Origin of the sequence: Alistipes sp. i18-0019-D1 (assembly GCF_042852885.1) — a bacterium.
Lineage (GTDB): Bacteria > Bacteroidota > Bacteroidia > Bacteroidales > Rikenellaceae > Alistipes.
Window position 1 is genome coordinate 2,777,576 of sequence record NZ_AP031424.1, and the last position, 13,972, is coordinate 2,791,547.

Here is a 13,972-nt window from a genome sequence, read left to right on the forward strand (position 1 = left end):
CTTAAATCACGTTAAATACCGACAACAGGAACACCAGCCCCAGGAAAGCCAGTGCGAAAAGGATGTAATGGTTGATTTTGCCCGTGCGCAGGCGCATCACGCGCTGGTTGATCACGCGCAGCAGCTCGACCCACCAGGCGGCGAACAGCCGGCCGATGCGGTCGCGGTGGCCGATGTCGAACGAGTGGGCCGCGGGGAAGATCTCGCCCTTGCCCACGGGGGAGCCCTGGCCGCTGTTCTGGGTCAGCGACGTGGCGATGGATTGAAGCCCTTCGGAGAAGGATTCGCCCGTGTACTGCATCCGGACGTTCGGCGCCGTGAAGCCGCAGCCCCACGTGGGACCTTTGGCGACGGTGCGCGTGCGCAGCGTGCGGCGGCGGAGCCACAGCAGCAGGGCCACGACGGCGATCAGGAGCCAGGCCGTGCGTCCCGCGGCGGCGAGCGGCGGCGAGAGCAGCCAGTCGGCGGCATCGGCCGGGGTGCGGAGGAAGAAACCCGCGGCACGGGTCACGGCCGAGACGGCCGCCCGCGGAAACAGCCCCACGAACAGGATGCCTGCGAGCGGCAGGGCCATCGCCGCGATGCGGAAGGCGTCGGCCTCGGACGACTCGGCGACCTCGTGGGTGCGGGGCGAGCCGAGGAAGACCGTGCCGTAGAGTTTGGTGAAGGCCAGGACGACGAGTCCGCCGATCAGTGCCAGCGCGGCCAGTCCGGCGGCGGAAGCCAGGGTGTTGCTGCCCGAGGCGATGCCGTCGAGCATCCCGAGATAGATCAGCAGTTCGGAGACGAAGCCGTTGAGGGGCGGCAGGGCGCAGATGGCCGCCGTGCCCGTGAGGAAGAGGATCGCCGTGAGGGGCATGTGCTTCGCAAGTCCGCCCAGCGCGTCGAGCGACGTCGAGCGGGTCTGCGAGAGGATGTTGCCCGCGCCGAAAAAGAGCAGGCTCTTGAACAGCGAGTGGTTGAGCGTGTGCAGCAGGGCGCCCGTGACGCCGCACAGCGCGACGAGCTGGTTGCCCGAGGATTTGCCCAGCGCGGCGACGCCGAGTCCGATGAGGATGACGCCGACGTTCTCGATCGAGGAGTAGGCCAGGAGGCGTTTCACGTCGTTCTGCACGGCCGCGAGGATCACGCCCCACAGCCCCGTGACGACGCCCGATGCGAGCAGGATCACTCCGGCGGTGTGCAGGAGGGGTTGTTCGCCCAGCGCGGCCGTCACGCGCAGGATGCCGTAGACGCCCGTCTTGATCATCACGCCCGACATCAGGGCCGAGACGTGCGACGGGGCCGCGGGGTGCGCCTCCGGGAGCCAGACGTGCATCGGGAAAAGTCCCGCCTTCATGCCGAAGCCCGCCAGGAACACCAGCAGCAGCGGCAGGCCGGGCTGCGTGCGGAAGTAGTCGCCCAGCGCGCCGAACGTGGCGGCGCCGCAGGCCGCGTCGAGCCGTACGAAGCCGATGACGAGCAGCACGAAGCCGATGTGCATCATGATCAGGTAGGAGAGCGCCGCGCGCCGGACCTCGCGCCGCTGGGCGTCGAAGAGGATCAGCAGGAACGACGCCACGGTCATCAGCTCCCAGAAAAAGAGGAACGAGAAGCCTCCGTCCGAAAGGACCACGCCCAGCATGGCGTAGAACATCGCCACCAGCGCCGTGTAGTGCAGCGAGATGTGGGCCGGGGATTTCTCCGCGAGGCAGTGGGCCAGGTAGCCCCGCGAGTAGAGCACGGCGGCGACGGCGCCGACCGAGATGATGATGACGAACAGCGCCGAAAGCCCGTCCATCGAGCCGGTGTCGCCGCCGAAAAGCGTGCCGGGGATCGACCACACGGGGGCGCTGCCCGCTCCGGCAAGCACCCCGACGGCGCGCGCCGAGCACCACAGGGCGCCGGCGGCCGTGAGGGCCAGGGCTGTCCAGACTTTGTGCCGCAGCGGCGCGGCGAAAATGGCCGCCGCCACCGCTGTCAAAGCGATTAGCAGGTAGAGAAAAAACATATTTCAGAGTTTTATTGCATTCCTAACCGTTGACCACCGCTGCCATGACCACCGCCGCGAGGGCCGCGGTCTCGGTGCGCAGGCGCTGCTGTCCGAGGGTGATCTCTTCGAAACCGCTGGCCAGCGCGAAGGCGATTTCGCCCGGCGAGAAGTCGCCCTCGGGGCCGATGAAGACCGTGGCCGTCTCGCCCGGACGGAGCGTGCGGGCCAGGTATGCCTTCCCGGCCGACGACTGCGCAGGGGCGCAGTGGGCGATGAATTTCCGCCCCTCGGGGGCCGACAGCACCGCTTGGCGGAAGGGCGTGAGCGGGTGCAACACGGGGCGGTAGGCCTTGAGCGACTGTTTCAGCGCCGCGGTGACGACCTTCTCGCCCCGCTCGGGCTTGAAGACCCGGCGTTCGCTGTGTTCCGTTTCCAGCGGAACGACGGCCGTGACGCCCACCTCGGTGGCTTTTTCCAAAAACCACTCGAAACGGTCCGAATTTTTGGTCGGCGCGACGGCCATCGTCAGCGCGTAGGGCAGTTTTTCGAAGCAGGCTTCGGCGCTGACGACCCGCACGGTACAGCGCCGGGGATTGTCGTCGGTGATTTCGCAACAAAATAAATTGCCCCGTCCGTCAGTTATATGGATGCGCCCGCCGCGCTGGAGCCGCAGTACGCGGATGCAGTGTTTCGACTCCTCCTCGCTCAGCGTATGGAGCGGGGGGACGATGTCCGGCGCGTAAAAGAGTTGCATGATTGGAGACGTATTATTTATTTTATTTACAGATTTTTATTGTAACTTTGTCGAATAATGCGCGACAAAGTTACTAAAATAACACGATCGATGAAACGTATCACTGCTTTATTAACACTTTTTCTGGCCATGACATTCGTATCCTGCAAGTCCGGGAAAACCGTGGGTGAAAATCCCTTTTTCGCCGAATGGGAGACCCCCTACGGCGTGCCGCCCTTCGACAAGATCGAGCCGGCGCACTTCCTGCCCGCGCTCGAACGCGGCATGTCGCTGCACGAGGCCGAGATCGACGCCATCACGTCGAACAACGACGCGCCGACGTTCGAGAACGTCATCCTCGCCTACGACGCTTCGGGAAAGATGCTTTCGCAGGTCGAGCTGATCTTCGGGATGCTCTGCGCCGCGGAGAACACCCCCGAAATGCAGGTGCTGGAGGAGCAGATAATGCCCCGGATGGCGGCCCACGCCGACAAAATCCGTCTCAACGGGAAACTTTTCGAGCGGATCAAGGCCGTCTACGACCAGCGTGCCGCGCTGGGACTCGACGCCGAGCAGAGCCGTCTGCTGGAGAAGACCTACCGGGATTTCGTGCGCGCCGGAGCGCTGCTCGACGCCGGGCAGAAGGCGCGTCTGAAGGCGATTAACGAGGAACTGTCGCTCACGGCCGTGAAGTTCGGGCAGAACATCCTCGCCGAGAACAACAACTTTACGCTGGAACTCGCCTCGTCCGACCTGGACGGCATTCCGGTCACGGCCCGCGACCTGGCCCGCGAAAAGGCCGAGGCGATGGGCCGGAAAGGCAAATACGTCTTTACGCTGCACAAGCCCAGCCTGATCCCGTTTCTGACCTACTCGTCGAAACGCGACCTGCGCGAGCAGATTTACAAGGCCTACCTCAACCGCTGCAACAACGGCGATGAGTATGACAACAAACAGCTGATCAACGATTTCATCCGTCTGCGCACGGAGAAGGCCCGCCTGCTGGGCTATCCCTCGTATGCCGCCTACGTCGTGGACGACCAGATGGCCGGAACGACCGGCGCCGTGTACGACCTGCTGGAGGAGATCTGGACCCCGGCGCTCGAAAGCGCCAAGGGCGAGCTGGCCGAGATGGAGGAGCTGTTCCGGAAGGATTTCCCCGAGGGAGAGTTCGCGTCGTGGGACTGGTGGTATTACGCCGAGAAGGTCCGCAAGCAGAAATATGCCCTCGACGAGGAGATGCTGCGGCCCTATTTCTCGCTGGAGAACGTGCAGGGAGGCATCTTTTTCCTCGCCAACAGGCTCTACGGCATCACTTTCCGCCCGATCGTCGTGCCGCTGTACCACCCCGAGGCGGTCGCTTACGAGGTGCTCGACGTCGACCAGTCGCACCTGGGCGTGCTCTATTTCGACTACTTCCCGCGCGACGGCAAGAGCCAGGGCGCGTGGTGCGGCAACTACGTGGAGCAGACCTATGAGGACGGAAAACGCGTGGCGCCCGTGGTGTCGATCGTCTGCAACTTCACGCGTCCGGCGGGAGGCAATCCCGCGCTGCTGACCCTCGACGAGACCGAGACGCTGTTCCATGAGTTCGGACATGCGCTCCACTTCCTGTTCCACGACGTGAAGTACCGCGGACTCACGGAGGTCGAGGGCGATTTCGTGGAGCTGCCCTCGCAGCTGATGGAGAACTGGGCGTTCGACCCCGAGGTGCTGAAACAGTATGCCGTGCATTACCGTTCGAACGAGGTGATTCCGAAATACCTCGTCGACAAACTGCGCCGCAGCGAACTTTTCAACCAGGGTTTCATGACCACCGAACTGATCGCCGCGTCGCTTTCGGACATGGACATCCATTCGATCACCGAATACGAGCCGTTCGACCCGATGGCGTTCGAGCGCGAGGCGCTGACCGAAAAACGCGGACTGATCTCGCAGATCGAGCCGCGTTACCGCTATCCCTATTTCTCGCACATCTTCGACGGCGGCTACTCCGCGGGCTACTATTTCTATACGTGGGCCGAGGTGCTCGACAAGGACGCCTTCGAGGCCTTCCGCGAGAGCGGCGACCTGTTCAACAAGAAGATCGCCGGCGACTTCCGCCGCAAGATACTCGCCCGAGGCGGCTCGGAGGACGGCATGACCATGTACCGCGACTTCCGCGGCAAGGACCCCGACAAGCGGGCGATGCTCCGCGGCCGCGGCCTCCTGAATGAACCCGAGCCGGCCGCCGAAGACGCTGCGACCGCCGCCGAAACGGCCGCCGCCCGGGAAAACTGAAACTCGCACCCATCGAAAAAGAAACCGCATAATTTGACATAAAATGAAAAAAGCACTGGTTATTATGGCATTTTCCGCTATGGCCGCAGGCTGCGCCGACAATTCGGTTCCCAAGGCGCAGCTGCCCGAACTCGATCTGTCGAATCCCCTCCTCGCGGCGTGGAACACGCCCCACGAGACTCCGCCGTTCTCCGAGATCGAACTCGCGGACTACGAACCGGCGTTCGACGCCGCGATCGCCTGCTCGCGCGCCGAGATCGACGCGATCGTGAACAACCCCAAGAAGCCTACGTTCGGCAATACGATCGTGGCGCTGGAGCGTCAGGGCGAGCTGCTCAACCGCATCGCGGGGCTTTTCTTCAATCTGCTCGAAGCCGACACGTCGGACGAAATGCAGGAGATCGCCCAGCGCGTGCAGCCCAAGCTGACCGAACTGTCGAACGACATTTCGCTCAACCCCGAGCTGTTCGCCCGGGTGAAACAGGTCTACGAGCATCCGGGACGACTCCGCAAAGAGGACAAGAAACTGCTGGAGGACACCTATCAGAGTTTCGCACGCAACGGTGCGGCTCTTTCCGACGCCGACAAGGAACTTTACCGCAAGTACACCTCCGAACTCTCGGGGCTGACGCTCCAGTTCGGGCAGAACGCGCTGGCCGCGACCAACGCCTTCACGCTCAACATCACCGATCCGAAGGTGGTGGCCGAACTGCCCGCCTTCGTGAAGGAGGGCATGGCCGCCGAGGCCAAGGCCCGCGGCGAGAAGGGGTGGACCGTGACGCTGCAACATCCCAGCTACCTGCCGTTCATGACCTACTCGTCGAACCGCGAACTGAAGGAGAAACTCTGGAAAGCCAGCAATTCGAGAGCGCTGGGAGGCGAGTTCGACAACACCCAGATCGTGAAGAAAATCGCCAATACGCGTCTGAAGATCGCCAACCTGCTGGGCTACAAGTGTTATGCCGATTACGTGCTCGAACGCCGCATGGCCGAGAACACGAAAACGGTCAACGACTTCCTCGCGGAGCTGCTGGCCGAGACCAAGTCCTATGCCGACGCCGACTACCGCACGGTGAGCGATTACGCCGCTTCGCTCGGTTTCAAGGGGCAGCTGATGCCCTGGGACTGGTCCTACTACACCGAGAAATACAAGGATGAGAAATACGCCCTGAACGACGAACTGGTGAAGCCCTACCTGAAACTCGAGAACGTGAAGAAGGGCGTCTTCATGCTGGCCAACAAACTCTACGGGCTGAACTTCACGCCCAACGACAAGATCGAGGCGTACCATCCCGACGTGACGGCCTACGACGTGACGGACGCCGACGGACGCTTCATGGCGGTCCTCTATCTCGACTTCTTCCCCCGCGAGTCGAAGCGTTCGGGGGCGTGGATGACCGAGTTCCGCGGCACGAAGATCGAGGACGGCAAGGAGACCCGTCCGCTGGTGTCGCTGGTGATGAACTTCACCAAGCCCACCGAAACGGCTCCGTCGCTGCTGACGTTCGACGAGCTGGAGACCTTCCTCCACGAATTCGGACACGCCCTGCACGGCATGCTGGGCGAGGGCAAGTACGAGTCGCAGACCGGCACGAACGTCTACCGCGACTTCGTGGAACTGCCCTCGCAGCTGATGGAGAACTGGGCGACCGAGAAGGAGTTCCTCGACCTGTGGGCCGTGCACTACGAGACCGGCGAGCCGATGCCCGCCGAGATCGTCGACCGCATCGTCGCTGCGCAGAACTATCTGGCGGCCTACGCCAACGTGCGTCAGCTGTCGTTCGGCATGACCGACATGGCATGGCATACGCTCACCGAGCCGTTCGAGGGCGACGTGGAGCAGTTCGAAGCCGTCTCGATGGCCCCGACGCAGGTGCTGCCCGTCGTTCCCGGAACGGCGATGGCCCCGGCCTTCGGCCACATCTTCTCGGGCGGTTACGCCGCCGGATACTACGGTTACAAGTGGGCCGAGGTGCTCGAGGCCGACGCCTTCTCGCTCTTCAAGGAGAAGGGCATCTTCAACCGCGAGGTGGCCTCGTCGTTCCGCGAGAACGTCCTCTCGAAGGGCGGCACGGAGCATCCGATGGAACTCTACGTGCGTTTCCGCGGCCACAAGCCCGAAACCAAGGCTCTCATCGAAAAGATGGGTCTGGGAAAATAGGCGATCTGTTCGCCGATTCCGGAGGAGGGCCGCCGCTGGCCCTCCTCTTTTCGTATCCCGGGGTCCGGAACCGCAGATTGCGGTTTCCGATTTATTTTTCGTATCTTTGCAGCTTGGGAAGAGAATTTTTTTGTTGACTACGCCTATGCTTGAAAAATCGAATGCCGCATTGATCGAGGCGATCCATGCGCATACGCCGCAGCATTCGAATCCGGCTTCACTGCTGATGGACATGCTGAATATAGGCCGCGAGGCCGCCTACCGGAGGCTGCGCGGCGAAGTGCCGTTCACTTTCGGAGAAGCCAGCGTGCTGTGCGCGCGGATGCACTTTTCGCTCGACCGGGTGGTGGGGCTGGCGGCTACGGACAAGCTGTCGTTCCAGCTCAAGTTCAAGGAGTTCACGGCGCCGCTCGAAACCTATAACGAGATTCTGGAGCGCGACATCGCCTTTATGCGCGAGGTGGCGTCCGACCCCACGACCGAATTTGCCACGGCGACCAATTCGCTGCCTGCCGAGTTCTACGGCAAATACGACAGCCTGAACCGCTTCAAGCTCTTCAAATGGCTTTACCAGCACGAAGTGGGCAACCCTGCCGTGAGGACCTTCGAGGAGCTGAAACTCCCCGGGGAATTGCAGCGCAACTGCCGGGAGTACGTCAAGTGGGTGCAGTCGGTCGCGACGACCTACCTGATCTTCGACGACAGCAATTTCAAGCACTGGCTTAACGCCCTGCGCGCCTACCGGGAGATGCACCTGATTTCGCAGGAGAGCGTTCGCGTGCTCCGGGACGAACTCTTCGCCATGCTCGACGAGATGGAGACGGTGGCGGTCAAGGGGGAGTTCGAGAACGGCAACAGGATCTTCCTCTATCTTTCGGACATCGACCTCGAGTCGTCGTACAGCTATGTCACGACCAGCAGACACCAGGCCGTGAACATCGGAATGTTCTCGCTGAACGGACTGCGGACGCCCGATCCGCTGATGTACGAATACGTGAAGAAATGGATCAAGACCCAGAGCCGGTTTTCGACGCTCATATCCGGCAGCGGAGAGCTGCGGCGCATCCACTATTTCAAGCGTCAGCGCGAGATCGTCGCCCAGCTGGGCTGACGCCCCGTTCCCGATGCGGAGTCTCTCCGGCGGGCACGAAAGGAAAGGGGAGGGTTTCACAACCCTCCCCTCGAAGCCTCCGGATGTGCGGAACATAGTTGCGTCACTGTCAAGCAATCCTTCCAACTTCTGTGGGCGTCACTACATGCAAACTGAATTCTTCATAGCCCCTTTCGGAACTGATACAAACGTACGCCATTTCGGCGGACGAACCAAGACGAAAATCGAAACAATCCGAAATACGATGTTCTAATTTCGTGTATCGAACGGATTATCGCCGTTCCGGTTTCGATAATCGGTTATTTCGGGAGGCGGCGTTTCGATTATCGAAACGAAAGGCCTCCGGCGTCTGGAATCCGAAACGCTGCTTCCGCCCGCCGCAGAAATGAAAAAACGACTAAATTTTGCACGGGCCGCGACGAAGTAGTAAAAAATTACTACTTTTACCCCGTCCCCGTTCATACCGGCTATTTCCCATGGAAGACGAAAGAACACTGCTCGAAAAACTTGCCCGCGGCGACCGCGCGTCGTTCGACGCCCTCTACATGAGGTATGCGGCGAAGACCGAGGAGTTTCTGTGCCGCATGCTCAAGAACCGGGCAGAGGCCGAGGACATCACCCACGACCTGTTCCTGAAAATCTGGCAGAACCGCAGCACGATGGCCGGCGTCACGGCCTTCGGCTCCTACCTGTTCCGCATGGCCCGCAATGCCGTATACGACCGTTTCGACAGCCGCGCGGTGCGGACCAACTTCGCCCGGCAGACCAATCTGCTGCCCGAATACGAACTTCCGGACGTGGACAACCGCGATCTGCTGCTGCTGATTCAGCTGGCGGTGGAGAAGATGCCCGGGCAGCGGCAGCGCATCTTCCGCATGAGCCGTGAGGAGGGCATCGCCAACGATGAAATCGCCCGGCGTCTTGGCATCTCCACGCGCACCGTCGAAAATCAGATTTCGAGGGCCTTGTCCGAACTGCGCAAACTCGTCACGCTGATCCTGTTTTTCTTCTAAAAACTTTTTTCACCTTTCGGGCGTGCGTAACGGCCGCGTGAACCGTCTTATTGGTGAAACGGGAAAGATCGTTATGTCTGTAAATCGAATAAAAACCATTATCGAAACCTTCCTCGGCAGCGACATGCCCGGGGAGGTGCAGCAGCGCTTCGCGGAGTGGCTGCGCGACCCCGCCTCGCGCGATGAAAAGGAGCGGGCGCTGGAAAACTACTGGAACGGACTCCGGGCCGAAGAGCCGGGAGGCCGTGAACGCAAGCTCGAACGGCTCCACGAGGCGATGCGCCGCGGCGAGCGGTTCCGTGTCCGCCGCATCTGGCGCAACGTCGCGGCAGCGGCCGCCGTCGTGCTGCTGGCCGCCGGGACGAACTACGTCGTGGTGAAGGACTACCTGCGCACGAAGATCGAAACCAACATCGTCACCTCGGCCCATGACAAGGGCGAGTACGTGCTGCCCGACGGCACGCATATCTGGCTCAACGCCGGGAGCGTGCTCCGCTATTACGGCGACCTGACGGGCCGCCGCAGGGTGGTGGAACTCGACGGCGAAGGCTTCTTCAAGGTCCGGCACGATGCCGACCGTCCGTTCATCCTGCGGATGGAGGACATGAACATCGAGGTGCTCGGCACGGAGTTCGACGTGATCAACTACGCCGAGTTCGCGACCACGGAGGCAATTCTTTGCAGCGGCAGCATCCGCGCCTACGGCGGCCGTCTGCCGGCGCCCGTGACGCTGAAGCCCGGCGACAGGCTGGTGTTCGACAAAAAGGAGGGGCGCGCCTCGCGCTCGCGGGTTTCGACGCAGAACTATTCGCAGTGGATGGGCGGCTCGCTGTCGTTCGACGACACCCCGCTGGCCGACATCCTCACCAACCTCGAACGCTGGTACGCTGTCGAGATCGATGCCCCCGAGGCGTGGACCCGGCAGGTGCGCATGTCGTTCAAGCTGATCCGCAACGAAAGCATCGAGGAGATTCTGAAAGCCATGTCGCTCGTCGTGGAGATGGACTACGTCTGCGCCGGGCGGCACATAACGATCATTCCCCAACAACCGAAAAATTCCTAAAAATTACGCGCCTATGTAAAAAGGACCTGGACTTTCCCGCTTTCACTTCCGGAACGCAGAACCCGTTCCGGCCATTTCGACCATTACCTAAATTACAAACCCATGCGTAAACTTATCCAAGCTAAAATCCTTGGTGTAGCCCTGCTATTGCTCTTACTGACCATGGGAGGAAGGGCGCAAACTCCCCCCCCACGGTAAGCATCGCCAAGGACAACGTCTCTGTCGAACAGGTTTTGAAAGAGATCGAGCGACTGACCAATTACACGTTTTTCTACAATAACGGCGACTTCGACCTCAAGCGGATCGTCTCCGTCGCGGCCGTGCGCAAACCCGTGGCCGAGGTGGTGCGGCAGATGCTGCCCGACTGCTCGTGTCGTTTCGAGAACCGGAGAATCATCCTCGTCAAGGACGCCGCGCCCCAAAGCCAGACGGTGAAGGGCGTCGTCAAGGACGAAAAGGGCGCGCCCGTGATCGGCGCCACGGTCCTCGTGACCGACGCCGGGCAGACCCGGGGCATATCGACCGACATGAACGGCGGCTTCACGCTCACCCTCCCGGCGCTTACGGCCGAAGCCATGCTCGAGGTGTCGTTCATCGGCTTCGACACCTACAAATCCGCAATCGGAAGCCGCACGTTCTTCGACGTGGTGCTGACCTATGCCCAGCAGAGCATCGACGAGGTGGTCGTGGTGGGATACGGCGTGCAGAAGAAGGCCAATCTCACGGGAGCCGTGGCCACCGTGTCGCAGAAGGAGCTGAAGGACCGTCCCGTGTCGAACGTCGGACGCGCCCTGCAGGGCGTGATCCCCAACCTCAACGTGAAGCTCTCGTCGGGACAGCCCGGAGCCGGCGCGACCTACAACATCCGCGGTACGACCTCGCCCAACGGCGGCAGCCCCCTGGTGCTGATCGACGGCGTCGAGACCTATCCCGACCGCATCAACTCGAACGACATCGAGTCGATCACGGTCCTGAAGGACGCCTCGTCGGCCGCCATCTACGGCGCACGCGGCGCGTTCGGCGTCATCCTGATCACCACCAAGAGCGGCAAGTACAACGAGAAGGCCGAAGTGTCGTACAACGGCTATTTCTCCGTCTCCAGCCCCACGACCTCGACCGACTACGAGACGCGCGGCTATTACTCGGCCAAGATCGCCGACTTCTTCATGATGGCCACGCAGAATACCCCCTACACCTCCTACACCGAGGCCGACTACAAGGCCCTCTGGGAGCGGCGCAACGACAAGACCGAGAACCCGGCACGCCCGTGGGTCGTCACCGACAAGCGCAACGGCCGCCAGCAGTACGTCTATCTGGCCAACTTCGACTGGTACAACTACCTCTACGACGACAGCCGCCCGACGTGGGACCACAACATCAACATCAAGGGCGGAACCAAGGCGCTCTCCTACATGGTCAGCGGACGCTATTACCAGCAGAAGGGCGTCAACCGCATCGAGCCGGACATGTTCAAGTCCTACAACTTCCGCGTGAAGCTCCAGGCCGAGATCAAACCCTGGCTGACCATCGCCAGCAACACCAAGTTCTTCCAGTCGAACTACAAGTATTACGGCTACGAGGACGAGTACAACAACTTCCGCAAACCCACGCTGCACGCCCTGGCGTCGTTCGTACCGGTGAATCCCGACGGGACCGCCGTGTCGCACACCTCGGTGACGCAGTCGTCGACCCATTACCTGATGGACGGTTACAACGCCATGATGCAGAAGGGCAAGAGCTTCGGCAACAAGAAGACGCAGGAGATCACCACGACGTTCGAAGCCACGTTCAAACTGCACAGGAACTTCAACGTCAAGGCCGATTTCAGCTACACGCAGGGATACCTCCACAACGACTACCGCAGCGTCAACGTCCAGTATTCGCAGTATCCGGGCGAGGTGATGACCGAACCCGAAGGCAGCTTCCCCAACAAGTACAAGGAGGTCGTCTGGGACCAGAACTACTATGTGGCCGACGTTTACGGAACCTACAACAAGACTTTCGGCGAGAAGCACAATCTGACGCTGATCGCCGGTTACAACTACGAGGCCAAGTATTTCCGCGACCTCACGGCGGCCAACGACGGCCTGCTGTCCGAGGACCTCTCGGACTTCAATCTGGCCAAGGGAACGACCAACTTCACGCTCAACGGCGGCCGTAACGAATACGCCATCATGGGCTGGTTCTACCGCGCGGCATACGATTACAAGGGCAAGTACCTGGCCGAAGTCAACGGACGCTACGACGGCACGTCGCGCTTCCCGCGCGGCAAGCGTTACGGCTTCTTCCCCTCGTTCTCGGCGGCCTACCGCATCAGCGAGGAGGCGTTCTTCGAACCGCTGCGCAAGACGGTCGACAACCTCAAGATCCGGCTCTCGTACGGTTCGCTCGGCAACCAGCAGATCGGTTACTACGACTTCATCCAGACCATCACGACCAAAGGTTCGATGAGCGACTATTCGTTCGACGGTACGATCCTCGGCCAGCACGCCACGGTGAGCGATCCCGTGTCGGGCAACCAGACCTGGGAGAAGGTCGTCTCAAAGAACCTCGGCGTGGACCTCAACATGTTCAGCAACCGCCTCTCGCTGACGGCCGATTTCTACATCCGCGATACGAAGGGCATCCTGGGCAAGGGCAAGTCGCTGCCCTCGATCTACGGAGCCGCAGAGCCGCAGGTCAACTCGAACAACCTCCGCACGAAGGGGTACGAACTGGTGCTGGGCTGGCGCGACTCGTTCAAACTCGCCGGCAGCACCTTCAGCTACGGCATCACGGGGTCGTTCTCGGACTACACGGCCAAGTACACCAAGTGCGACAACCCCTCGGGGCTGATCGGAGACCCCTATGTGGGCAAGAAGTACGGCGAAATCTGGGGTTATAGGGTCGACGGGCTGTTCCGCAACGACGAGGAGGCTGCCGAGTATGCTTCGCGCGTGGACCTTTCGAAGGTCGCCGCAGGCTATTACTCCGCGACGGGAGCCTACGGAAAAGGCGTCCGCGGAGGCGACATCAAGTACCTCGACCTGGACGAGAGCGGCATCGTCGACGGCGGCAAGGGCACGCTGGAAGACCCGGGAGACCGCCGCGTGATCGGCAACTCGTCGCCCCGCTACCAGTACGGTCTCACGCTCAACCTTTCGTGGTACGGATTCGACCTCTCGGTGTTCATGCAGGGCATCGGCCGGCTCGACTGGTATCCCGGCGCGGACAACCTGCGCTTCTGGGGTCCGTACAGCCGTCCCTATGCCACCTTCATCCCGAAGAACTTCATGAGCCAGGTGTGGAGCGAGAGCAATCCCGATGCTTACCTCCCGCGCGCCCGCGCCTACACGTCGCTCAACTCGACGCAGGGCGTGGCCTACTATACCAACGACCGTTACCTGCAGAACCTGGCCTACTGCCGGCTGAAAAACCTCACCCTCGGCTACACGATTCCCAAGCGGCTGACCTCGAAGGTCGGCATCAAGGAGTGCCGTGTCTATTTCAGCGGCGAGAACCTCGCCACGTGGAGCGCCCTGAAAAACGATTTCCTCGATCCCGAGCAGGCCGCCGCCGATTCGGACAAGAAGTCGAACGTCTATCCCTGGTGCAGGACCTATTCCGTGGGTCTGAACTTAACCTTCTAAAGCGACTGCC

At 61.5% G+C, this 13,972-nt stretch carries 8 protein-coding genes; 6 read left to right on the forward strand and 2 right to left on the reverse strand.

Annotation, left to right across the window (positions count from 1 at the left end; translation table 11 throughout):
- Nucleotide 1: 1 nt before the first annotated feature.
- Both ACGHP5_RS11685 and ACGHP5_RS11690 read right to left on the reverse strand, forming a co-directional pair.
- A complete protein-coding gene (locus tag ACGHP5_RS11685) occupies nt 2-1,990 on the reverse strand; it encodes a proton-conducting transporter membrane subunit (protein ID WP_290532434.1) in 1,989 nt (662 codons plus the stop codon).
- A gap of 22 nt (nt 1,991-2,012) precedes the next feature.
- Complete coding sequence (locus ACGHP5_RS11690) at nt 2,013-2,726, reverse strand: 16S rRNA (uracil(1498)-N(3))-methyltransferase (protein WP_295904183.1); 714 nt, start codon at nt 2,724-2,726, stop codon at nt 2,013-2,015.
- A 90-nt stretch (nt 2,727-2,816) separates the two neighbouring features.
- Here ACGHP5_RS11690 and ACGHP5_RS11695 point away from each other — a divergent pair, with 90 nt between their 5' ends.
- The 6 genes from ACGHP5_RS11695 to ACGHP5_RS11720 all read left to right on the forward strand — a co-directional run bounded on the left by ACGHP5_RS11695 (nt 2,817) and on the right by ACGHP5_RS11720 (nt 13,962).
- Nucleotides 2,817-4,985, forward strand: a complete 2,169-nt coding sequence (locus ACGHP5_RS11695) for a M3 family metallopeptidase (protein ID WP_337772668.1) — start codon at nt 2,817-2,819, stop codon at nt 4,983-4,985.
- A gap of 79 nt (nt 4,986-5,064) precedes the next feature.
- The gene (locus tag ACGHP5_RS11700) at nt 5,065-7,146 is read left to right on the forward strand and encodes a M3 family metallopeptidase (RefSeq protein ID WP_337772670.1); all 2,082 of its coding nucleotides are present in this window, start codon (nt 5,065-5,067) and stop codon (nt 7,144-7,146) included.
- Nucleotides 7,147-7,291: 145 nt separating this feature from the next.
- On the forward strand, nt 7,292-8,257 hold the full coding sequence (locus tag ACGHP5_RS11705) for a hypothetical protein (protein WP_390566911.1): 966 nt from the start codon (nt 7,292-7,294) through the stop codon (nt 8,255-8,257).
- Between the two features lie 476 nt (nt 8,258-8,733).
- Nucleotides 8,734-9,270 (forward strand): RNA polymerase sigma-70 factor, encoded by a 537-nt coding sequence (locus ACGHP5_RS11710; protein WP_015547610.1) that lies wholly within the window; start codon nt 8,734-8,736, stop codon nt 9,268-9,270.
- Nucleotides 9,271-9,343: 73 nt separating this feature from the next.
- Nucleotides 9,344-10,333, forward strand: coding sequence for a FecR family protein (locus ACGHP5_RS11715; RefSeq protein WP_390566913.1), 990 nt, complete (start codon nt 9,344-9,346; stop codon nt 10,331-10,333).
- 233 nt (nt 10,334-10,566) lie between these two features.
- A complete protein-coding gene (locus ACGHP5_RS11720; protein ID WP_390566915.1) occupies nt 10,567-13,962 on the forward strand; it encodes a SusC/RagA family TonB-linked outer membrane protein in 3,396 nt (1,131 codons plus the stop codon).
- Nucleotides 13,963-13,972: the final 10 nt, after the last annotated feature.

What these genes read in the sequence shown, in the direction of transcription:
- ACGHP5_RS11695 (WP_337772668.1), top strand. Translation starts at nt 2,817, where the DNA reads ATGAAACGTATCACTGCTTTATTAACACTTTTTCTGGCCATGACATTC.
- ACGHP5_RS11710 (WP_015547610.1), top strand. Translation starts at nt 8,734, where the DNA reads ATGGAAGACGAAAGAACACTGCTCGAAAAACTTGCCCGCGGCGACCGC.
- ACGHP5_RS11715 (WP_390566913.1), top strand. Translation starts at nt 9,344, where the DNA reads ATGTCTGTAAATCGAATAAAAACCATTATCGAAACCTTCCTCGGCAGC.
- ACGHP5_RS11700 (WP_337772670.1), top strand. Translation starts at nt 5,065, where the DNA reads ATGGCCGCAGGCTGCGCCGACAATTCGGTTCCCAAGGCGCAGCTGCCC.
- ACGHP5_RS11690 (WP_295904183.1), bottom strand. Translation starts at nt 2,726, where the DNA reads ATGCAACTCTTTTACGCGCCGGACATCGTCCCCCCGCTCCATACGCTG.
- ACGHP5_RS11705 (WP_390566911.1), top strand. Translation starts at nt 7,292, where the DNA reads ATGCTTGAAAAATCGAATGCCGCATTGATCGAGGCGATCCATGCGCAT.
- ACGHP5_RS11685 (WP_290532434.1), bottom strand. Translation starts at nt 1,990, where the DNA reads ATGTTTTTTCTCTACCTGCTAATCGCTTTGACAGCGGTGGCGGCGGCC.